General features: G+C 71.4%; 18 protein-coding genes. 6 read left to right on the plus strand and 12 right to left on the minus strand.

Annotation, left to right across the window (positions count from 1 at the left end; genetic code table 11):
* Nucleotides 1–119 precede the first annotated feature (119 nt).
* The 7 genes from Sru02f_RS26950 to Sru02f_RS26980 all read right to left on the minus strand — a co-directional run bounded on the left by Sru02f_RS26950 (nucleotide 120) and on the right by Sru02f_RS26980 (nucleotide 5698).
* Nucleotides 120–1508, minus strand: a complete 1389-nt coding sequence (locus Sru02f_RS26950) for an 8-oxoguanine deaminase (RefSeq protein ID WP_109029580.1) — start codon at nucleotides 1506–1508, stop codon at nucleotides 120–122.
* A gap of 72 nt (nucleotides 1509–1580) precedes the next feature.
* A complete protein-coding gene (locus tag Sru02f_RS26955; protein ID WP_109029581.1) occupies nucleotides 1581–2996 on the minus strand; it encodes a nucleobase:cation symporter-2 family protein in 1416 nt (471 codons plus the stop codon).
* 64 nt (nucleotides 2997–3060) lie between these two features.
* Nucleotides 3061–3996 (minus strand): factor-independent urate hydroxylase, encoded by a 936-nt coding sequence (gene pucL / locus Sru02f_RS26960; protein WP_109029582.1) that lies wholly within the window; start codon nucleotides 3994–3996, stop codon nucleotides 3061–3063.
* 7 nt (nucleotides 3997–4003) lie between these two features.
* Nucleotides 4004–4405 carry a hydroxyisourate hydrolase gene (gene uraH / locus Sru02f_RS26965; RefSeq protein ID WP_109029583.1) on the minus strand — a complete coding sequence of 134 codons (402 nt, stop codon included), beginning with the start codon at nucleotides 4403–4405 and terminating at the stop codon, nucleotides 4004–4006.
* On the minus strand, nucleotides 4402–4917 hold the full coding sequence (gene uraD / locus Sru02f_RS26970) for a 2-oxo-4-hydroxy-4-carboxy-5-ureidoimidazoline decarboxylase (protein ID WP_164270569.1): 516 nt from the start codon (nucleotides 4915–4917) through the stop codon (nucleotides 4402–4404). The genes uraH and uraD overlap by 4 nt, the downstream gene beginning before the upstream one ends.
* A 149-nt stretch (nucleotides 4918–5066) precedes the next feature.
* Complete coding sequence (locus Sru02f_RS26975) at nucleotides 5067–5435, minus strand: helix-turn-helix domain-containing protein (RefSeq protein WP_003972719.1); 369 nt, start codon at nucleotides 5433–5435, stop codon at nucleotides 5067–5069.
* Nucleotides 5432–5698 carry a hypothetical protein gene (locus Sru02f_RS26980; protein WP_167469314.1) on the minus strand — a complete coding sequence of 89 codons (267 nt, stop codon included), beginning with the start codon at nucleotides 5696–5698 and terminating at the stop codon, nucleotides 5432–5434. The genes Sru02f_RS26975 and Sru02f_RS26980 overlap by 4 nt, the downstream gene beginning before the upstream one ends.
* Before the next feature lie 140 nt (nucleotides 5699–5838).
* Here Sru02f_RS26980 and Sru02f_RS26985 point away from each other — a divergent pair, with 140 nt between their 5' ends.
* From Sru02f_RS26985 to Sru02f_RS27005, 5 genes are all read left to right on the plus strand, one after another.
* Complete coding sequence (locus Sru02f_RS26985; RefSeq protein WP_109029586.1) at nucleotides 5839–6678, plus strand: TIM barrel protein; 840 nt, start codon at nucleotides 5839–5841, stop codon at nucleotides 6676–6678.
* Between the two features lie 48 nt (nucleotides 6679–6726).
* Entirely contained in the window at nucleotides 6727–7617 is an 891-nt protein-coding gene (locus Sru02f_RS26990; protein ID WP_109029587.1) for a 2-hydroxy-3-oxopropionate reductase, read from the plus strand.
* Nucleotides 7618–7815: 198 nt separating this feature from the next.
* Entirely contained in the window at nucleotides 7816–9279 is a 1464-nt protein-coding gene (locus Sru02f_RS26995) for a catalase (protein ID WP_109029588.1), read from the plus strand.
* A 442-nt stretch (nucleotides 9280–9721) separates the two neighbouring features.
* On the plus strand, nucleotides 9722–9973 hold the full coding sequence (locus tag Sru02f_RS27000; protein ID WP_109029589.1) for a hypothetical protein: 252 nt from the start codon (nucleotides 9722–9724) through the stop codon (nucleotides 9971–9973).
* Between the two features lie 67 nt (nucleotides 9974–10040).
* Nucleotides 10041–10688 (plus strand): TIGR04222 domain-containing membrane protein, encoded by a 648-nt coding sequence (locus Sru02f_RS27005; RefSeq protein ID WP_109029590.1) that lies wholly within the window; start codon nucleotides 10041–10043, stop codon nucleotides 10686–10688.
* Between the two features lie 169 nt (nucleotides 10689–10857).
* On the opposite strand, the gene gcl is transcribed toward Sru02f_RS27005, so the two are convergent.
* On the minus strand, nucleotides 10858–12642 hold the full coding sequence (gene gcl, locus Sru02f_RS27010) for a glyoxylate carboligase (protein ID WP_109029591.1): 1785 nt from the start codon (nucleotides 12640–12642) through the stop codon (nucleotides 10858–10860).
* Nucleotides 12643–12797: 155 nt separating this feature from the next.
* On the opposite strand from gcl, the gene Sru02f_RS27015 reads away from it, so the two are divergent.
* Nucleotides 12798–13481 carry a hypothetical protein gene (locus Sru02f_RS27015; RefSeq protein WP_109029592.1) on the plus strand — a complete coding sequence of 228 codons (684 nt, stop codon included), beginning with the start codon at nucleotides 12798–12800 and terminating at the stop codon, nucleotides 13479–13481.
* Nucleotides 13482–13489: 8 nt separating this feature from the next.
* Here Sru02f_RS27015 and Sru02f_RS27020 read toward each other — a convergent pair whose 3' ends face one another.
* The 4 genes from Sru02f_RS27020 to Sru02f_RS27035 all read right to left on the minus strand — a co-directional run bounded on the left by Sru02f_RS27020 (nucleotide 13490) and on the right by Sru02f_RS27035 (nucleotide 20370).
* Nucleotides 13490–15637, minus strand: coding sequence for a trypsin-like serine protease (locus Sru02f_RS27020; RefSeq protein WP_167469315.1), 2148 nt, complete (start codon nucleotides 15635–15637; stop codon nucleotides 13490–13492).
* Between the two features lie 101 nt (nucleotides 15638–15738).
* Nucleotides 15739–16128: a hypothetical protein gene (locus Sru02f_RS27025; protein WP_244941735.1), complete on the minus strand. Its 390-nt coding sequence runs from the start codon at nucleotides 16126–16128 to the stop codon at nucleotides 15739–15741.
* Nucleotides 16129–16208: 80 nt separating this feature from the next.
* Complete coding sequence (locus Sru02f_RS27030) at nucleotides 16209–19646, minus strand: ALF repeat-containing protein (protein ID WP_373103583.1); 3438 nt, start codon at nucleotides 19644–19646, stop codon at nucleotides 16209–16211.
* 244 nt (nucleotides 19647–19890) lie between these two features.
* Nucleotides 19891–20370, minus strand: a complete 480-nt coding sequence (locus Sru02f_RS27035; protein WP_244941736.1) for a hypothetical protein — start codon at nucleotides 20368–20370, stop codon at nucleotides 19891–19893.
* Between the last annotated feature and the right edge of the window lie 145 nt (nucleotides 20371–20515).

Here is a 20515-nt window from a genome sequence, read left to right on the forward strand (position 1 = left end):
CACACCCCGGAGTAGGCCACCGTGGACCCCGCTCGGGTCCACGGTTACCGGCCGGGAGCCGTCCCTCCCGGCCGGAGATCAAGTGGTGTTCTGTTGTGCGGTGTTCGGCGGCTTCCGGCTCAGCCCCGCGCGGCGGTCCGCGCCAGGCGCCGTGCCTCGTCCCGGGTGGAGCGGGCGACGGCGTCCTCGTCGACCGTGAGCAGCCTGCCGTCCTCGACGATCTGCCGTCCGTTCACGAACGACGCCGTGACCGGGGCGGGGGCGCCGAGGACCAGGGCGGCCACCGGGTCGGCGATCGAGGAGTGGGCGAGGGTGTCCATCCGCCACAGCACCAGGTCGGCGAGCTTGCCCGGCTCCAGGGAGCCGGTCTCGGCGGCCCGGCCGAGGACCTGTGCGCCGCCGTACGTGCCCAGGCGCAGCGCCTTGCGGGCGTTCAGCGCGGCCTCGCGGTGGGCGCCGAGGCGGTTGATCAGCAGGGCGCCCCGCAGTTCGGTGTGGAGTTCGCCGGACTCGTTGGAGGCGGTGCCGTCGACGCCGAGGCCGACCGGGACGCCGGCGGCGAGCAGGTCGGGGACCCGGGCGATGCCCGCGGCCAGGCGGGCGTTGGAGGACGGGCAGTGGGCGACGCCGGTGCCGGTGCGGGCGAAGGCGGCGATGTCGGAGTCGTTCATGTGGACGCAGTGCGCCATCCACACGTCCTCGCCGAGCCAGCCGGTGGACTCGAAGTAGTCGGTCGGGCCCATGCCGAACAGCTCGTGGCAGAACTTCTCCTCCTCGACGGTCTCCGAGCCGTGGGTGTGCAGCCGCACGCCGAGCCGGCGGGCCAGCTCTGCGCCCTGGCGCATCAGTTCGGTGGAGACGGAGAAGGGCGAGCAGGGGGCCACGGCCACCTGGGTCATCGCGTCGAAGGAGGGGTCGTGGTGCTCCCGGACGGTGGCCTCGGTGGCGGTGAGCGCGTCGTCCAGGCTCTCCACCGCGAAGTCGGGCGGCAGCCCGCCGTCGGACTCGCCGCGGTCCATGGAGCCGCGGGCGAGGGTGAAGCGGACGCCCATGTCGCGTGCGGCGCGGATGATCGCGCCGGACAGGTCACCGGCGCCGCGCGGGTGGATGTAGTGGTGGTCGGCGGCGGTGGTGACGCCGCCGCGGGCCATCATGGCCAGCGAGCCCTGGGCCGCCGCGTGGGCCATCGGCTCGTCGATGCGCGCCCAGGTCGGGTACAGCGCGACCAGCCAGTCGAACAGGTTGTGGTCGGTGGCCAGGCCGCGGGTGAGCCACTGGTAGAAGTGGTGGTGGGTGTTGACCAGTCCGGGGGTGGCCAGGTGGCCGGTCGCGTCGATCCGGCGTACGACGTTGTCCAGGTCCTCGGGTGCCCCGCCCGCGCCGACGGACTCGATGCGGTTGCCGGCGAGCACGACGTGACCGGAGGCGTACTCGGTGCCGCCCGCGTCCACGGTGGCGATCGCACAGTTCTCGATGACGGTGCGTTCGGGTGCCGATGATGCTGCCATGCTGCTTCCTTGCCTTTCGGTGGGGCCCGTGGGCGGGGAGTCGAGTACCCACGGGGAGGGCACGGCAGGACCCTAGGAGGATTTGAGTGCCGGAACCGGGTGGCGGCTCCGGGTGCCGAGGTGGTGGAAGAACAGGTTGAGGGCGACCGCGACGATCGCTCCGGCGCTGATGCCGGAGCCCAGCACGGTCTGGGCCCAGGCGGGGAACTCGGCGTAGAAGGTCGGCGCGGCGAGCGGGATGATGCCCGCGCCGAGCGCCACGGCGACCAGGATGATGTTGGAGCTGTCGTCGAGTCCGGCCTCGGACAGCGTACGGATGCCGCTGACCGCGATGGAGCCGAAGAGGACGATGCCCGCGCCGCCGAGCACCGGCATCGGCACCAGCGAGACGACCGCGCCGAGGACCGGGAAGGCGCCGAGGACCAGCAGGGTGGCGCCGGCGACGGCGACGACGTAGCGGCTGCGCACCCGGGTGAGGGAGACGACGCCGACGTTCTGGGCGAACGCGGAGGTGGGGAAGCCGCCGAAGACGGGGCCGACCAGGGTGGCGAGGCCGTCGGTGCGCAGGCCGCGGGTGATGACCTTGGCGTCGGCGCGGCGGTCGCAGATCTCACCGAGGGCGAGCATGCCGGCGGACGACTCCGTCATCAGGACCAGCATGACGATGCACAGCGACAGGATGGCCGCGGGCTGGAACTCGGGGGCGCCGAAGGCGAAGGGCGTGGGCAGCGCGGCGACCGGCGCGGACTTCAGGGCGCCGAAGTCGGCCATGCCGAAGGGGATGGCGGCCAGGGTGCCGATCAACAGGCCGAAGAGCAGGGCTACTTGCTTGACGAAGCCGCGGCCGAAGCGCTGGATGACGAGGATGACCGCGAGGGTGAAGGCGGCGAGCGCGAGGTTGCGCATCGAGCCGAAGTCGGCGGCGGTCTTGTCGCCGCCCTGGGCCCAGCCGACCGGGACCGGCATCAGCGTGACGCCGATGAGGGTGATGACGACGCCCGTGACCAGCGGCGGGAAGAAGCGCAGCAAGCGGCCGAAGAACGGTCCGACGGCGAGGCAGAAGACACCGGCGACCATCACCGCACCGTAGACGGCGGGGAGTTGGCTGCCCTTCGCGTTGGTCTCGACGATGGCGAGGATGGGCGCGATGCCGGCCGAGGAGGCGGCGTTGACGAAGGGCAGGCGGTTGCCGACGAAGCCCTTGACGCCGAGGGTCTGGAGCAGGGTGGCGACGCCCGCGATGAGCAGCGAGGCCGCGATCAGCCGGGTGCGGCCCTCGATGTCGAGTCCGCAGGCCTGGCCGATGATGAGCGGAGGAGTGACAACGCCCGCGTACATGGCGGCGATGTGCTGGAGTGCGGCGGGGACGAGCCGCGAGGGGTGGAGCTTCTCGTCGACCGGGTGCACGGACGTGACGGCGTCCTCGGTGTGCTCCGGTGACGGGGTGGAACTTGAGCCTTTCGCCGGCTCCGTTGCAGGCTGTGCCATGGTGTTCCCTCCGGTGTGACGCGCCGCCGGCCCGAGCGGCCGGGCCGGTGGCGCGCGTCCCGCGTCAGAGGTTGGTCATGTCGACCGGGATGAGTTGCTCGGCGCCGTCGCGCAGGATGGTGGCCTCGATCAGGCCGTAGGGGCGGTCGGCGGCGTAGTACACGGCGCCGTCCTTGGCCTCGTTGTCGATCCCGAAGGGCGACAGGTCCGAGCGGAAGTGGTGCTTGTTGGGCATGGAGAAGCGGATCTCGTCGACCTCGTCGCGCGAGTTGAGCACCCGCACACCCATCTCGAAGAGGGTCTGCTGGAGCGAGTACGAGTAGGTCTCGGCGAACGCCTGGAGCGCGTGCTTGCGCACCCCGTTGTACGAGCGGTCCCAGTCGGGGGCGTGCGAGTCGACGCCGTCCCAGTTGTGCCGCCACCAGGTGGAGACGGTGGTGGCGAGGATCCGGTCGTAGTCCTCCTTGAGGGTCGTGTACTTGTCCTTCAGGTAGCCGAAGAACTCGGAGTTGGTCGAGTTCAGGACGGTCAGGTCCTTGAAGCCGGAGAGCACCTGGATGCCGTGGCCGTCGTAGGTGATCTGCGCGACGCGGGTCTCCTGGCCGGTGCGGACGAAGGAGTGGGCGATCTCCTCCGCGCCGACGAAGCGGGCGCCGCCCTTCGACGTCTCGATCCGCTCCCAGCCGAACTCCTCGATGCGGATGCGGGCCCGGTGGATCGGCTCGTTGTTGTCCACGAAGTGGCGGGCGAGCTTGACGCCGAGGTCCTCGGCGCTCTCGATGCCGTGCTCCTTGGCGAAGGCGAACACCGTGTTCTTGGTGGTGTCGGTCGGCAGGACGTTGGCGTTGGAACCGCTGCGGTGGACCTCCTCCATGTCGCCGGACAGGGCGACGGAGACGTTCAGGTCCTTGATGTGGTGCGTGTCGCCGTCACGCGTGATCTTGACGACGCGGTTCTCTGCCTTGCCGTACTGGTTCTGTCCCAGGACGAAACGGGTCATGATTCGGTCAGCTCCCTCGGTAAACGGAGTAGCCGAACGGGTTGAGCAGCAGCGGAACGTGGTAGTGCTCGCCGGGCACCACCGCGAAGGTGATGGTGACCTCGGGGAAGAACACGGGCCGGCCGTTCTCGCTGTCCCGGAGCGCGGGGGCGTCCTGCTGGGCCGCGGCTTGTTTCTTGGCGAAGTACGTCTCGGTGTCGAAGTCGAGCCGTACGTGGGTGGTGCCCTCCGGCAGGGCCGGGAGGTCCTTGCACCGGCCGTCGGCGTCGGTCGCGGAGCCGCCGAGTGCCTGCCAGTCCGCCTCACGGCCCGTTCGGGCGGCGAGGCGGACGGCGACGTCCCCGGCGGGGCGGCCGACGCTGGTGTCCAGGATGTGCGTGGACACGGAGGCGGTGGTGCTGGTGCTCATGGTCGGGCGTCCTGTTCGACGAGTCGGGTCAGGCGGATGCGGTTGATCTTCCCCAGTTCGGTGCGGACGATCTCCCGCTCCTGCTCCGGCGAGTTGCCGATCCGCTCCTTGACGGCGTCCCGCATCTGCTCGCCGGTCCGGCCGGTGGCGCAGATGAGGAAGACGTGGCCGAACTTCTCCTGGTAGGCCAGGTTCAGTTCGAGCATCTCCGCCTTGAGTTCCTCGGCGGCGCCGGCCATGCCCGCCTGTTCGCGGGACGAGGTCGGATCGCCCGGCTTGGGGCGGCCGATCGGCGGGTGTCCGGCCATCGCCTCGGCGAGGTCCTCGGCGGTCAGCTCGGCCATGGCGGCGTCGCTGGCGGCGTACAGGTCCTCGGCGGTGGCGAAGGGGCGGGCGGCGAGCAGGTGCCGGGCCCACGCCGTGGCGGCGCACGCCTCGTGGAGTTCCGCGAGTGCCGCGGTCTCCTCGAGGGTGTTGAAACGGGCCAGGCCCGACGCGGAAGTGGACGTCACGGGAGCCTCCGTGGCCTTGTGCTGAGCGGGCGTGCCGATAGCTAACGCCCTCGGAAACAAGCCGTCAACACTTTGTTGAAAATTCGGGGTCAGAAAAGCCGCCGCCCGGTTACCGGGCGGCGGCTGGAGGTGCGGGGGAACCGTGCAGGTCAGGTGCCCTTCTCGCGGTTGAGGTAGTTGTAGACGGTGAAGCGGCTGACGCCGAGGGCGCTCGCGACGGTCTCCACGCCGTGCCGTACGGCGAAGGCGCCGCGGGCCTCCAGGGCGCGCACGACCTCCTGCTTGGTCCTGCGGTCCAGGTCGGCCAGGGGCCTGCCCTGCCGGCGCTCCATGGCGGCCAGGATGTGGTCGAGGGAGTCGGCGAGCTGGGGCAGGCGTACGGCGACGACGTCGGCACCCTCCCAGGAGAGCACGACGTCCTCGAGACCCGCTTCGTCCGGCGGCAGCATCTCGCCGCCCATGGCGTCGACCAGGGGCTTGACGGCCGCGATGAACGGCTCCTCGGCGGGACCGGTCACCGCTCGCCCTCTCCCTCGGCGCCCGCTCCGACCACGTTGACCTGGAGCGAGATCCGGGTCGCACCGGCCTCCAGGGAGCGGCGCAGCAGCGCGTCCACGGCGGTGAGCACCTGGTCGGCGCCGCCTTCGGCGGTGTTGCCGAAGGGACCGACGTCGACCGCGTCCAGCTCGGCGGCCTCGACGACCTCCCGGGCCACCACCGCGTGGGCGGGCGCCTCGTCCAGGTCGAAGGGCTCGGTCGTGAACTCCACTCTCAATCGCACGCGGTCAACCTAACGCGGGGTGACCGCTTTGCGCCGCCCCCTCTTGACAACAGGCGCGCTCGCCGGGCAACCTTCCATCAAGCAGAAACGAACTTCCGTAATACGGAAACACCCTCGAACGGAAGGGAGCGCGGCACCCGATGGGCTTCGCAGACCAGCGCTTCAACGTCAACCTGTCGATCCTCTTCACGGAACTCCCGCTCCTGGAGCGCCCCGCGGCCGCCGCCGCGGCCGGCTTCACCGCGGTCGAGCTGTGGTGGCCCTGGATCGACTCGCCCACCCCCGAGCGGTCCGAGCTCGACGCCCTCAAGGCGGCCATCGAGGACGCCGGCGTCCAGCTCACCGGCCTGAACTTCTACGCCGGGCGGCTGCCCGGACCCGACCGGGGCGCGCTGTCGATCCCCGGTGAGGAGTCGGAGCGCTTCCGCGCCAACATCGACGTGGCCGCCGACTTCGCCCGGTCGCTGGGCTGCACGGCGCTCAACGCCCTGTACGGCAACCGCGTCGAGGGCGTGGACCCGGCCGAGCAGGACAGGCTCGCGCTGGAGAACCTGATCCTCGCCGCCCGCGCGGCCGACCGGATCGGCGCGGTCCTGCTGATCGAGGCGCTCAACCAGCCCGAGTCGCCCCTGTACCCGCTGGTGTCGGCACCGGCCGCGATCGCGGTCGTGGACCAGGTCAACGAGGCCACCGGTCTCGGCAACGCCAAGTTCCTCATGGACCTCTACCACCTGTCCATGAACGGCGAGGACCTGCCGCAGGTGATCGACGCGTACGCCGCCAAGACCGGCCACGTGCAGATCGCCGACAACCCGGGCCGCGGCGCCCCCGGTACGGGCTCCCTCCCGCTGGAGGACCTGCTCGACCGGCTGAGGAAGGCCGGGTACGACGGCTGGGTCGGCCTGGAGTACAAGCCCGGCGACGACCCCAGCGCCCAGTCCTTCTCCTGGCTGCCGGCCGGGGCCCGCGCGGCCCGCTGAGCGCCACCCGCAGAATTTCTTCAGAGATTTTCCAGAGAGGTACCCATCATGAGCACGCTCCCCAAGGTCGCCTGGATCGGTCTCGGCATCATGGGCTCGCCCATGTCCGAGAACCTGATCAAGGCGGGTTACCAGGTCACCGGCTTCACCCTGGAGCAGGAGAAGCTGGACCGCCTCGCCGCCGCCGGCGGCAACGTGGCCGGTTCGATCGCCGAGGCCGTCCGCGACGCCGACGTCGTCGTGACCATGGTGCCCGCGTCGCCGCAGGTCGAGGCCATCGCCTACGGCCCCGACGGCATCCTGGAGAACGCGAAGTCCGGCGCGCTGCTGGTCGACATGTCCTCGATCACCCCGCAGACCTCGGTGGACCTCGCCAAGGCCGCGAAGGACAAGGGCATCCGCGTCCTGGACGCCCCCGTCTCCGGTGGCGAGGCCGGCGCGATCGAGGCCGTGCTGTCCATCATGGTCGGCGGCGAGCAGGCCGACTTCGACGAGGCCAAGCCGCTCCTGGAGGCGCTCGGCAAGACCATCGTGCTGTGCGGTCCGCACGGCTCGGGCCAGACCGTGAAGGCCGCCAACCAGCTGATCGTCGCCGTCAACATCCAGGCGTGCGCCGAGGCCGTGGTCTTCCTGGAGAAGTCCGGCGTGGACCTGAAGGCCGCCCTGGACGTCCTGGGCGGCGGCCTGGCCGGCTCGACCGTGCTGACCCGGAAGAAGGACAACTTCCTCGGCCGCGACTTCAAGCCGGGCTTCCGCATCGACCTGCACCACAAGGACATGGGCATCGTCACCGACGCCGCCCGCAACGTGGGCGCCGCGCTGCCGGTGGGCGCCGTGGTGGCCCAGCTGGTCGCCTCGCTGCGCGCCCAGGGTGACGGCGGCCTGGACCACTCGGCCCTGCTGCGGGCCGTGGAGCGCCTCTCCGGCGCCCAGGTCTGAGGCACCCGCCCCGAGACCTCCGGGTGGCGCCGCCGCTGACACCTGTCATGTCGCGCCCGAGCGGCGGCGCCGCCCGGAACCCACTTCAACAAACTGTTGACGTGCCACAGTCCCAAATCTAGGCTCCACGAAGCGGAAACGAGTTTCCACTAGATGTTTCCGCTGAACCCTCGTCTGCAAGGCCACGGAAGGTCCACGATGTCGCAGCGCGTGCTCACCACCGAGTCCGGCGCCCCGGTCGCCGACAACCAGAACTCCGCTTCCGCCGGCATCGGCGGCCCCCTCCTGATCCAGGACCAGCACCTCATCGAGAAGCTCGCCCGGTTCAACCGCGAGCGCATCCCGGAGCGCGTGGTGCACGCCCGCGGCTCCGGCGCCTACGGCCACTTCGAGGTGACCGACGACGTCAGCGGCTTCACCCACGCCGACTTCCTGAACACGGTCGGCAAGCGCACCGAGGTCTTCCTGCGCTTCTCCACGGTGGCCGACTCGCTCGGCGGCGCGGACGCGGTCCGCGACCCGCGGGGCTTCGCGCTGAAGTTCTACACCGAGGAGGGCAACTACGACCTCGTCGGCAACAACACCCCGGTGTTCTTCATCAAGGACCCGATCAAGTTCCCGGACTTCATCCACTCGCAGAAGCGCGACCCGTTCACGGGCCGTCAGGAGCCGGACAACGTCTTCGACTTCTGGGCGCACTCCCCCGAGGCGACGCACCAGATCACCTGGCTGATGGGCGACCGCGGCATCCCGGCGTCCTACCGCCACATGGACGGCTTCGGCTCGCACACCTACCAGTGGACGAACGCCAAGGGCGAGTCCTTCTTCGTCAAGTACCACTTCAAGACGGACCAGGGCATCCGCTGCCTGACCGCCGACGAGGCCGCGAAGCTCGCGGGCGAGGACCCGACCTCGCACCAGACGGACCTGGTGCAGGCGATCGAGCGGGGCGTGTACCCGTCCTGGACGCTGCACGTGCAGCTGATGCCGGTGGCCGAGGCGGCGAACTACCGCTTCAACCCGTTCGACGTGACCAAGGTGTGGCCGCACGCCGACTACCCGCTCAAGCGGGTCGGCCGGCTGGTGCTCGACCGCAACCCGGACAACGTCTTCGCGGAGGTCGAGCAGGCCGCGTTCTCGCCGAACAACTTCGTCCCCGGCATCGGTCCCTCCCCCGACAAGATGCTCCAGGGCCGCCTGTTCGCCTACGCGGACGCGCACCGCTACCGTCTGGGCGTCAACCACACCCAGCTCGCGGTGAACGCCCCGAAGGCCGTGCCCGGCGGCGCCGCCAACTACGGCCGCGACGGTCTGATGGCGGCCAACCCGCAGGGCCGGTACGCCAAGAACTACGAGCCGAACTCCTACGACGGCCCGGCCGAGACCGGCACGCCGCTGGCGGCCCCGCTCGCGGTGTCCGGCCACACCGGCACCCACGAGGCACCGCTGCACACCAAGGACGACCACTTCGTGCAGGCCGGTGCGCTGTACCGGCTGATGAGCGAGGACGAGAAGCAGCGCCTGGTCGCGAACCTCGCCGGCGGTCTGTCCCAGGTCTCGCGCAACGACGTCGTGGAGAAGAACCTCGCGCACTTCCACGCGGCCGACCCCGAGTACGGCAAGCGCGTCGAGGAGGCGGTCCGCGCCCTGCGCGAGGACTGATCCACCGGCTCGCGCACGGGACCCGGCGGGGAGGCCGGGACCGTGTGCGCGGCCCGCGCAGGCACCGAAGCGGCCCGGATGAGGGGTGACCGCCAGGTGCCGGCGCGGGCAGGGCGAGGACCGCGGCGGCCTGCGAGCCAGTGCGGTGGTGAAGGGCAAGGACGTTCCTCCTACGACCTGAGGGGAGGAACCGTCCCGGTCCGTCGCACCGCCGCGGTCCCAGCCACCCGCCTCTCGTGATCGAGAGGCCCCACATACTCCGTCCGGCGGCGCGAACGACCTGTCGCGCCCAGCCTCGCGCCGCCGGACGGGCACCACGTGAAGACGCCTCGCACCGAGAACCTTCACCGGCCGAGCAGCGCCGGATGCGGACGGTCCCGCATCCGGCGCTGCTCGGCGTTCACCGGGTGCGGATTCTCCTCCCGCGCAGCAGCCTGGAGGCATGGCAACCGCACACCCGCCCGAGCGTCCGCACATCGTCGTCCACTCCCCCGCCCTCGACGGCTCCCGCCGGGTCACCTCGGGCGAGGAGACCCTGGGCGTCGCCTCGCACGTCGACGACGTGGCCGAGCTGCTGCGGCTGGCCGACCTGTACGTGACCGACGTCGAGTCGAGCGACCTGGTCGAGTGGCAGGGCGGCGGCCCGGAGGACTGGCCGGGGCTGCACGAGCACCACGAGCACCGCGCTGACTGAACGCGCGTAGGAGTCACCCGCAGCGGGCACAACCCCGGCACAACACGGGGCGCACGGGGGTGGTGTCGTGGACGGTGGCACGGAGATCGGGTGGGAGCCGCACGAGGTCGCGCTGCTGGGCGGCGGGCCGCGGGCCGCCGTCACGGTGGCGGTGGTAGCCCTGCACCTGCTGGGCGCCGTGGAGACCGGCCCGGGCCGGACGCTGTGCGCGACGGGCCCGGAGCCGGAGGGACTGGGGCCGTTCGAGGGGACCGTCCTGGACTGCCTGCGCGAGCCGCTCACCGCCCGCGAGCTGGTCCGGCACGCCGACGTGCGGCTGGCCCTGGCCCTGACCCGCATCCCGCTCGCGGAGGACGGACTGCTGACCCACCCCTGGCTCAGGCCCACCCGGGGTGCCCGCCGGCGCGTGGCGTTCTGGCGGGAGCGGCATCCGCTGCCGGCGGTCAGGCACGGGCTGACGGACGAGGACACGCTGCTCGCGGTCGCCCTGCACGGTGATGCCGCCCTGCGCCTGCTCCTGCCCCGCTTCGCGCTGCGGACCGGACTGATGGACCCGGGCGCACCGGCCGACGGGGTGCGCTTCTCGCTGGGCCGGGGCAGGTTCCTGAGGTGGCGCGACGAGTACGAGGACTCGGTCTCGGGCGACTGGGGCGGCACGGGCCACGGGGACCATTCGGGCGGCTGCGGTTCGGGGGGCGGCGGCGGCTCGGACTGAGCGCGCGCACATGGGCTCCGTACACACGTAGGGCCCGCACACCACGGGCCCGTACACGTGGGGGCTCGCACACGTGGGGCCCGCACACGTGGGGCCCGTACACAGGTGAGAGCGGCCCGTCCCCCCGAGGAGTGGGACGGGCCGCTCTCGGCCCTGGGCGCCGGGTCCGTCAGACCTTCAGCGTCCTGACCGCGGTCGGGGCGTGCCCCGGCTCCGTGGCCACCTCCTCGAACTCCACCACGTTGGAGATGTCGTTGGTGCCCGACATCGAGATGTTGGTGACGCGCTCCAGGATCGCCTCGACGACGACCGGCACCCGGTGCTCGGCGGCCAGCTTCTTGGCCTGCTCCAGGGCCGCGCCCAGCTCGTTCGGGTCGGTCACCCGGATCGCCTTGCAACCCAGGCCCTCGGCCACCTTGACGTGGTCGACGCCGTAGACGCCCAGCTCGGGCGAGTTGATGTTCTCGAACTCCAGGTTGACCTGGAAGTCGATGTCGAACGCCCGCTGCGCCTGGCGGATCAGGCCCAGGTAGGAGTTGTTCACCAGGACGTGCACGTACGGGATCCGGTGCTGCGCGCCGACGGCCAGCTCCTCCAGCATGAACTGGAAGTCGTAGTCGCCGGAGAGCGCCACGACCTGGGCGTCCGGGTCGGCCTTGGCGACGCCGAGGGCGGCCGGGACGGTCCAGCCGAGCGGGCCGGCCTGGCCGCAGTTGATCCAGTGCCGCGGCCGGTAGACGTGCAGCATCTGGGCGCCGGCGATCTGGGAGAGGCCGATGGTGGAGACGTACCGGGTCTCCGGGCCGAAGGCCTTGTTCATCTCCTCGTAGACGCGCTGCGGCTTGATCGGGATGTCGTCGAAGTGCGTACGGCGCTGGAGGGTGGCCTTGCGCTCCTGCGCGGAGGCGGCCCACGCGGAGCGGTCGGGCAGCTTGCCGGCCGCCTTCAGCTCGCGCGCCACCTCGACGAACAGCTCCAGGGCCGCCTTGGCGTCGGAGGCGATGCCGTAGTCCGGGGCGAAGATCTTGCCGATCTGGGTCGGCTCGACGTCGACGTGGACGAACTTCCGCCCGGCGGTGTAGACGTCCAGCTTGCCGGTGTGGCGGTTGGCCCAGCGGTTGCCGATGCCGAGGACGAAGTCGGACTCCAGGAAGGTCGCGTTGCCGTAGCGGTGCGAGGTCTGGAGGCCGACCATGCCGGCGTTCAGCTCGTGGTCGTCGGGCAGCAGGCCCCAGCCCATCAGGGTCGGCACGACCGGGGTGCCGGTCAGCTCGGCGAACTCCACCAGCAGGTCGGCGGCGTCGGCGTTGATGACACCGCCGCCGGCCACGATCAGCGGCCGCTCGGCGGCGTTGAGCAGGCCGATCGCCTTCTCGATCTGGGCGCGGGTGGCGGTGGGCCGGTAGACCGGGAGCGGCTCGTAGGTCTCCGGGTCGAACTCGATCTCGGTCGTCTGGACGTCGATCGGCAGGTCGATCAGGACCGGGCCGGGACGGCCGGAGCGCATCAGGTGGAACGCCTGCTGGAAGACCCCGGGGACCTGCGCGGCCTCCAGGACGGTGACCGCCATCTTCGTCACCGGCTTGGCGATCGAGGCGATGTCGACGGCCTGGAAGTCCTCCTTGTGGATCACGGCGGTCGGCGCCTGGCCGGTGATGCACAGGATCGGGATCGAGTCGCCGATCGCCGAGTAGAGACCGGTGATCATGTCGGTGCCGGCCGGGCCCGAGGTGCCGATGCAGACGCCGATGTTGCCGGGGTGGGTGCGGGTGTAGCCCTCGGCCATGTGCGAGGCGCCCTCGACGTGACGGGCGAGGGTGTGCTGGACACCGCCGGACGCCTTGAGCGCCGCGTAGAAGGGGTTGATCGCCGCACCGGGCACACCGAACGCGTCGGTGACGCCCTCGCGCTTGAGGATCTCAACTGCCGCTCGGGCAGCGGTCATACGAGCCATCGAGTACTCCTGATCCGGCTGTCGGATTCGCACTCCCGTCGCGCCCCGCGGTGAGCTTCTTCCGTAGCAACTTCCGTATAGCGAAATTTGTTTTCTACGATCTGGAAGTAATGTAAGTGGGCAGCCGGGGGCCGTCAAGAGAGGACGATGGGGTCATGTCCGAGACCATCTCGGTGTGCTGCACCGCCTGCGGGCGCCGGCACCGCTACACGGCACCGTCGTACCCCTGCGTGTGCGGGGCGCCCGTCGCCCCGGAGCTGGATCCGCGCGGGGCCGCCACCGCGGTCACCCGGCGGGCCTGGGACGAGGAGTGGATCGGGGTGCGCTGCGCGGCCTGCGGGACCGAGAGCCGGTGGCCGCGGCCGGAGCTGGGCTGCCCCTGCGGGACGGTGCTGTGCGTGCCGGTGGACGCCGCGGCCGCGGGCCGGTCCGGGCGCACTCCGGGGTCACGGGTCCCGGCGCACCGGGCCGTTCCGGTCCGCACCGCCCGCGACGCGGTCACGGCCGCCGTGCTGTACCTGCGCGGCCTCGGCCACCGGGACGTGCGCCGCGCGGACCAGCGCCCGCTGTCCGGCATCGGACTGGCGGCGCCCGGCCTCGTCGTCCAGGTGGATCCGACGGTGGGCCCGGCCTCGGTGCGGGACGTGGAGTGCCTGTGGCTGACGGCCATGGCGGAGTCGGCGCGGGGGGTGTACTTCTCGCTCGCCGGGTACGCCGAGGACGCCCGGGTCCGCGGCGACCTGCTGGACGTCGCGCTGTTCGTGCTCGACCCGTCGGGCGTGCCGCGCCCGGCGAACGCGCCGGCCGTGGCGCTGGACGCCACGGCCGGCCGGGACTGACGCGGCGGCTACCTCGCCGCGAACCCGAAGGTGGTGCCGGAGGCGGGGAGACCGCCCTGTCCCGGCTGGTAGGCGGTGACCGCGGTGTTGGTCTCGCCGAGGGTCACGTTGGACATCGGCAGGGCGTACAGCGCACCGGTGCTGGTCGGACCGTAGGGCATGCCCACGTACAGGTGGGTGCCGGTGAAGTGGAGACTGGAGCCGAGGCGCTGGTTCGCGCCCGGGGTCCCTGGGATGCCGTCGCCGTCGCCGGACTCGATCCACTTGTCGTTGGCGCCGGGCGAACCGAGCAGCGAGAAGACGTGCACCGCGCCGGCACTGGCCGCCGAGCCGAGTGCCTCGTCCGGGATGCCGACGGCCAGCTTCATCGTCGCCGTGGTGCTCACCGCGCGCGGCGCGGTGTTGACGGCGGTGAGGGTGGACCCGAAGTGGTCGCCCGCCTCCGAGGCACCGGAGACGTCGTCCTCGTTGGTGCCGGAGTAGAAGCCGTTGAGCTGCTTGTAGGTGCCGTCGGCGGCGATCCGGAAGGTGTAGACGCTGCCCGCCTCCGCCTTGTTCGCACCGTTGATGCTCAGGGTCTCGCCCGGTGAACCGACCGCGAGGATCGACTCGTCGGCGCGCGCCGCACCGGACGGACGGTACGGGGCGAGGGCCAGGGCCGCGCCGAAGCGGTCACCGGCCTCGGCACCGCCGGAGACGGTGTCCAGGTCCTGGTCGAGACCGAACAGCGGGGTGGGCCGCTTCTCGCTGTTCAGCGTGTGCGAGAAGACCGCGAGGTTGCCGGCGGCGGCGTCCGCGCCGATGGCCTCCTCGGGCGCGCCGATGACGAGGTGGTTGGCGTCGGCGGCGAGCACCGCGCCGAAACCGTCGTTCGCCTCGACGGCGCCGGGCACGTCCAGCCGGTCCTGGTGGATGCCCGCGTTGGTGCCGCCCCGGACGTAGTAGACCTGGCCCGCCTTGGCGACGGTGCCGAGGCTCTCGCCCGGTACACCGATGGCGAGGAACGGCTCACCGGCGGCGGTGGTACCGGCCGCGAGTGCCTGCCCCATCAGGTCGCCGGTCTCCGACGCGGAGGCGCCGATGGTCCCGTTTCCGGCCCCCTGCTCGAAGTGGGTGGCCTTGGTCGCCGAGGTGCCGAGACCGCCCCGGCCGCCGTGCAGGATGTCGACCATGCCCGCGTCGACGGCCTCGCCGAGGTTCTCGCGCGGAGTGCCGACCGCGAGGTCGCTGCACCCGTCCTCGTCGTAGTCGACGACGGCCAGCGCGGTGCCGAACTGGTCGTTGCCCTCGGAGCCGCCGGGGACCCAGTCGAGGTCCTGGGTGATCTCGGCGGTGCCCTTGCCGCCGCCGTAGACGACCCTGACCAGGCCCGCCTTGGCGTGTGTGTCGACGTCCGCCATCGGGTCGGCGACGGCGACGTCCTCGACGCCGTCGCAGTTGAAGTCGGTGATCCGGTTGGCGCCGGTCTTGGACGCCACCCAGGAGCCGAGGTCGTCGACGCGGGCGACGATGCCGCCGGTGCGCGTCTCGGCGGCGTCGATGCCGAAGCAACCGCCCTGGTAGGAACGGCTGCTCAGGGCGGCCAGCCGCCGGGTGCCGTCCGCGGTGCGCACCAGCGGGCCGCCGGTGTCGCCCATGCAGGCGGCCGCGCCGTCCTTGCCGGTCACCGTCGCGGTGGTGGCGTCCGGCGCGTCCACCGAGAAGACGCCGGTGTGCAGGTTCAGCGGCGCCCACTCGGACGCGCTGCGGCCGTACCCGGCGAGCGTCAGCTCCTCGCCGGCGGTGGGGGCGGTGGTGGCCAGGGCGAGCGGGGTGACATTGGTGACCGGGCGGTTCAGCCGGGCCAGTACCACGTCACGGTCGGTGCGCGGCACCAGCTCCACGACCTTGCGGACCGCGCCCCCCGTGCCGGTGAGGTCGGCCCGGCCGATGGTCGCGGTGGTGGCGAGGGCGGGCTTGCCCGGGGGCACCGCGAGGCTCTCGGCGGGGTTGTCGGCGAAGCAACTGGCGGCGGTCAGCAGCCACTCGGTGTCGACCAGGACGCCGGAGCAGCCGCGGTCGTGGCCGCCGATCACCAGCTGCGCGGTGTAGGCGTGCGTGGTGTCGGAGTCGGCGGCGGCGGGGCCGGTGACGGCGGCGGCCGGTGACGCCGTCATGAGCGCGGAGCCCGCGGCAAGGGCGACCGCTAGTGCGGCGAAGCGTATGGATCGGGGGTGGCCCACTGGTCTCGCGCGGTGCACGGATAACTCCTCAACTTTCAATCAACGAAGTGCCAGAAATATGCCCCCACCCCGATGCAGACCGTGGCCGACCCAAACATCCAGTACAACGAGGGCATATTGACCGGAACTTTGTCCCAGGGTTTTTCTTCCTGTTCCGCGATATCGGCCGCAACTCTTTTCGCAACGGGTACGAACATAACGACGAACATCAAGAGGGCGCCACAGTAGATGTACAAGGTGTGCGCGACGGAATAACTCTTCACCACAGCACTGGGCAGCAGGAAAACCCAGCCCGCAGGCGGGACCAGGACCATGCGCAGCCTTGCCTTGGGTGTCGGCATGACCCATGCCATCGCAGCCATGTATATGACAGTGACGCCTGCCGAAACCAGGAACCATTGGGTTGTGGTGATGTCAGCAGTCACGGTCGGAAGCCTCCTGAGCAGGATATTTCCCGCTGCTCCTCGAGCATTGAAATCCCGCCCAGGAGACTACCATTGTCATTTCACCAAGGCGTCAGATCGTGCCAGGTATCGCTGACGGCGTCACCCACGGCCCTTCCGGCATCAACAACCGTACTGGTGGCCGGGGACAGGATGGCCGCACCCACGCGCCGGGCCTGGACGCCGACCGACATGGCACCCGCCCCCAGTCCGCGGAACGCGTCGTCGATCGCGCCGACAGTGCCCCCGAACTTGCCCCAGGGAAGACCGGTGGTGAAAACACCGATCGCGACACTGAATGCCGAGGTGAGGAATTCCTCGGACATGATGCCGTCGGTGAAACCGTAGATGACCGTGCTGGCGACGCCCGTGAGGAAGGAGACGCCTCCGAAGAACGCGAAGCCCGCCTCCCCGAACGGCGGCGGGACCAGAAGACTGCCCGCGGCGGCGTATCCGGTCCACGTGGAGATGGTGCCGAGCGTGGAAGCGGCGCTCCGCCACTCGTCCTTGTCGGCGCCGAGGAAGGTCCCCGGCTCCTTCACCCCGTCGTTCTCCGCGGTGTCGGCCTGGTCGATGGCGTTCTGTTTGGCCTTGTTCGCCTCCTCCTTGGCCTTCCTCGCCGCCTCGATCTGCTCCTGCCTGCGCTTCTGGTGGTAGATCTGCTTCGCCTCGGACGCGGCCGCCGCCGCCTCCCTCGCGTCCTTGCCTGCCTGCGTCGCCGAGGCACGGGCCGAGTTCGCCGAGGCCTGGGCGTTGTTGGCGGACACCACCGCCGATGCGGCGGCCGCGGTCGCCCGGTTGGCGGAGTAGTTGGCGTGCCGGGCGGCGGTGCGTGCGGTCAGGGCCGCGTTCTTCGCCTTCTCGGCGGAGGCCTGGGCCTCCTTCGCCGACTTCTCGGCGTCGTCCGCGTGGGCGTCCGCCTGCTTCTTGTACTCCTCAGCCTGCTCGGCGGACTTCGAGGCGGCCGTGGCCCACCGCTGCGCGTCCTCTGCCGCCTTGCGTGCCTCCGCCGCCACCTTCTGCGCGTAGGCCGCGTTCGTCACCGCGTCCTGAGCGTGCTTGGCCGCCTGGGCGAGCAGCGCCTGCATCGCGGCGATGTGCGCGGCGGCGTCCGCGTCGATCTGCAGCATCCGCTGGTACACAGTGTTGACGAAGTTGCGGCGCATCCAGCTCGGGCCCTCGAGCGCCACGGTAGCGGCCGTCTTGGTGTACGGACCCGCGGAGTCGAGCTTCGAGAAGACGGCTACGTTGTCGTCCTCCGCCAGCGCCGGCCCGTACTTGACGGTGAAGAACTCGTGCACCGCCTTCGCCGAACCGTCGTTGAGCGCCTCGGTCGCCGCCTGGGTGACCGCCTTGCCGGGATTCTCACCGAGGATTCGGAAGATCGCCGCGGTCTGGTCCTCCCGGGCGGCGTCGATGGCGCCGGTGGTGAGGAACGCGGTGGGGGCGGCATCGTCCGAGGACTCCAGCGCCGTCTGCGCCGCGCTCGCCACGTCGACGGTGGAGACCTGGGCGATGAACAGGACGGTCTCGCGGTCGTCCTGCTTCTGCGCGATGGACCGGTCCGTGTCGACCCAGTTCAGGACCGATTCCTCGCCCGCGGCGAGGGCGAACGCCGCCGCCTCGCGGGTCCAGGTGCCGCTGGAGGAGCACAGGCTGAAGCAGGCCTTGCGGCCCTGCTCGACGGCGGTCGCGCGGTCTCCGGCCGCGAGTGCCTGCTCGGCCGCCGCGATCAGGTCCCGCGTGGCCGAGTCCATGGCCTGCTGCTGGGTCAGCTGATTACGGGCGTTCTCGTTGTCCTGCTGCTCGATCCTGGCGAGCTCGACGGCCTCCGCCTTGCCCTGATCGGCGTATTCCTCGAGCTTGGCCAGTTCCGCCTCGCGCGCCTCCTTCTCCACGGCCTGGGCGTCCAGCACCGCCTTTATCGCGGCGTCGGCCGCCTCCTGGGCGTCGGCGGCCCAGGCGGTGCTCTTGTTGGCGAAGTCGACGGCCTGGCCCGCGGCCTTCGCGGCCTCCTCGGCCGCGGCGGCGGCCTTCTCGGCGTGAGCGGCCGCGGAGTTGGCCGCGTCGCGCGCGGCTCCGGCCGCGGCCGCCGCCTTGTTGGCCAGGGACTGTGCCGCGGAGGCGGCGCGGGTGGCACGAGCCGCCTGGGCATCCGCCTGCTGGGCGGCGGCACGGGCGGCGGCCGCCTCCGCCTTGGCGGCACCGGCGGCACCGGCCGCGGTGGCCGACGCGTTGGCGGCGACCGCGGCGTCCCGCGCGGCTGCGGCGGCCGAGTTGCCTACCACCACGGACTGGGCGGAGGCGATCTTGGCCTGGTCGGCGGCCGCGGCGGCCGTCCGTGCCTTGGCGGCGGCGTTGCGGGCGGCGACGGCGGCGTTCTTCGCGGCCGCCGTCTTCGACGCGTCCTTCGACGCGGCCATGGCGGCCTGGTAGGCCGTGGAGGCGGCGCGTGCGGCCGTGGCCGCGGCGGACGTCGCCGCGTGGGCGGCCCAGGCGGCCTTGCGGGCCGCGGTCTGGGCCGCGTAGGAAGCGGAGATGGCGGTCGTCGCCGCGTTGGCCGCGCCCTTGGCGGCGCTGGCCGCCTTGCGGGCGGCGGCGGCGGACTTCGCCACGTCCTCCTTCGCGGCCTGCGCCTCGGCGGCGGCCTCCTGTGCCGCCGCCTTGGCCGCGGCTGCGGCCTTCTTCGCCTTGTCCGACTCCTCCTTGGCCTTCTCCGTCGACAACTCGGCGCGCGCGGACTGCCGTTGGGTCACGGCGACGAGCTGCTCGATGGACGCGGCCTCCTCGTCGCGCGCCCGGGCTATGTTCTGGCCGATCTCCAGGAACCAGCGGATGGCGTCGGCACTGCCGTCGTTCAGCGCGCGCTGCGCGTACGTGGTCAGTTCGGGTCCGGCGCCGTTGAGGAGCTTGAACACCTCGGCCGTCTCGTCCTCGAGGCGCGCCGTGAACTGGGTCTCGGTGATGAACTTCAGCAGGGCGTCGCCGGAGCCGTCGTTCAGCGCGGTGTCGGCGGCGGCCTTGACGCTCCTGCCGCCCAGGCCCTTCAGCGTGAAGGTGAGGGCGCTCATGTCCTCCCGCTGCGCCGCCTCGTACCCACCGGCGAGGAAGGCCTCGATGGCCGCGTCCCCGGCGGTCAGAGCGTCGGAGACGGCCGCCGTGGTGCCCTTGCCCGCGAGGGCGAGCGCCTTGAAGAGGGCGACCTGGTTGTCCTCGGCGACTGCGGCGGGCAGCTTCGTGGCGACGAACTCCTCGACGTCGGCGTCGGTGCCGACGAGAGCGGCGGCCGCGGCGGCCTTGGTCGCCTTTCCGCCGGTCTGCCATGCGGTCACCGCTCGCGCGCGGGCGGTGTCGGGAAGCGACGGCAGGTTGGGGGCGTCACCCGACGCGGCCGTGGCGGCGAAGACCCGGGCGGTGGCGGTGAGGGGCAGCGCTGCCGCCGCCGTCGTGGCGGCAGCCACGCTCAGGACCCGGCGTCTGCTCCAGTACGTGGTGTTCAAGAATCGACTCCCGATCGTTCTGCGGTCGGCGGCCCTTGGGCATGCCTGAGCGCCACCGACGGTGGATGAGAGGAAGAACGAGACGTGCGCTGCCGCGACGCAGCACCCTGCCCACGGGAGAACCGGCCCGGCACAGGGCACACGAAGGCCCCGGGCCGGACGGGCATGACCCCCCACGGCGACCGGATCACCGGATCACCGCCGACAACGATGTCCCGGCAGGACGGCTGCGAGGCGGCGGCGACTACTTGGTGGTGGTGATCTCCAGGAGCATGTGGTCGCGGCCCTCGGGATCGGCGGTCTCGCCCACGTTCGTGAGCGCGCCGGCGGGGATTTCGTAGTGCGACTCTTCGTTGTCGACGGTCATCGTCACGTCGGCGGACTGGTCCGCGGCACCCTTGATGCCGTACACCGCGGGAATCTCCACGCTGAGGTAGCCGCTGTTCCCGGTGACGCGGAAGCAGACGTGTTCGGGCCGGTAGCGCACCCACAGCTCCATGAGGCCGCTCTCGCTGCCGCACTCGGCGAGCACGATGTGCCCGTCGCCCCGCTTGAGGACGAGGCCCTGTTCTTCCTGGATCTTGTCTGCCCCGGGGTAGTTGAAGTCCTCGACGGCGTAGCCGGGGCCCTCGTCCGCGACGGTGGCGGTCGCGGGCGGAGACGGCTGGGCCGAGGAAGAGGCGGTCCAGGCGACGGCAGCCGCCGTCGCCAGACAGACGGCCACACCTGTACGAGCGATGGGTCTCAAAGCACGTCCTAACTGGCTGAGCGCCCTCGGAGGAGTGACTGAGTCCGCAGGCAGGACGAACTCAGGGCGCACTCCCGGACGGCGCCACGAGACTTTGTCAACTCGCCTTATCCAAACAACA

The sequence above is a fragment of the Streptomyces rubrogriseus genome (genome assembly GCF_027947575.1).
Lineage (GTDB): Bacteria > Actinomycetota > Actinomycetes > Streptomycetales > Streptomycetaceae > Streptomyces > Streptomyces rubrogriseus.

Coding starts and splice junctions, on each gene's coding strand:
- Sru02f_RS26950 (WP_109029580.1), bottom strand. CDS start 1,508: ATGGCAGCATCATCGGCACCCGAACGCACCGTCATCGAGAACTGTGCG.
- Sru02f_RS26955 (WP_109029581.1), bottom strand. CDS start 2,996: ATGGCACAGCCTGCAACGGAGCCGGCGAAAGGCTCAAGTTCCACCCCG.
- pucL (WP_109029582.1), bottom strand. CDS start 3,996: ATGACCCGTTTCGTCCTGGGACAGAACCAGTACGGCAAGGCAGAGAAC.
- uraH (WP_109029583.1), bottom strand. CDS start 4,405: ATGAGCACCAGCACCACCGCCTCCGTGTCCACGCACATCCTGGACACC.
- Sru02f_RS26985 (WP_109029586.1), top strand. CDS start 5,839: ATGGGCTTCGCAGACCAGCGCTTCAACGTCAACCTGTCGATCCTCTTC.
- Sru02f_RS26990 (WP_109029587.1), top strand. CDS start 6,727: ATGAGCACGCTCCCCAAGGTCGCCTGGATCGGTCTCGGCATCATGGGC.
- Sru02f_RS26995 (WP_109029588.1), top strand. CDS start 7,816: ATGTCGCAGCGCGTGCTCACCACCGAGTCCGGCGCCCCGGTCGCCGAC.
- Sru02f_RS27000 (WP_109029589.1), top strand. CDS start 9,722: ATGGCAACCGCACACCCGCCCGAGCGTCCGCACATCGTCGTCCACTCC.
- gcl (WP_109029591.1), bottom strand. CDS start 12,642: ATGGCTCGTATGACCGCTGCCCGAGCGGCAGTTGAGATCCTCAAGCGC.
- Sru02f_RS27015 (WP_109029592.1), top strand. CDS start 12,798: ATGTCCGAGACCATCTCGGTGTGCTGCACCGCCTGCGGGCGCCGGCAC.
- Sru02f_RS27020 (WP_167469315.1), bottom strand. CDS start 15,637: ATGACGGCGTCACCGGCCGCCGCCGTCACCGGCCCCGCCGCCGCCGAC.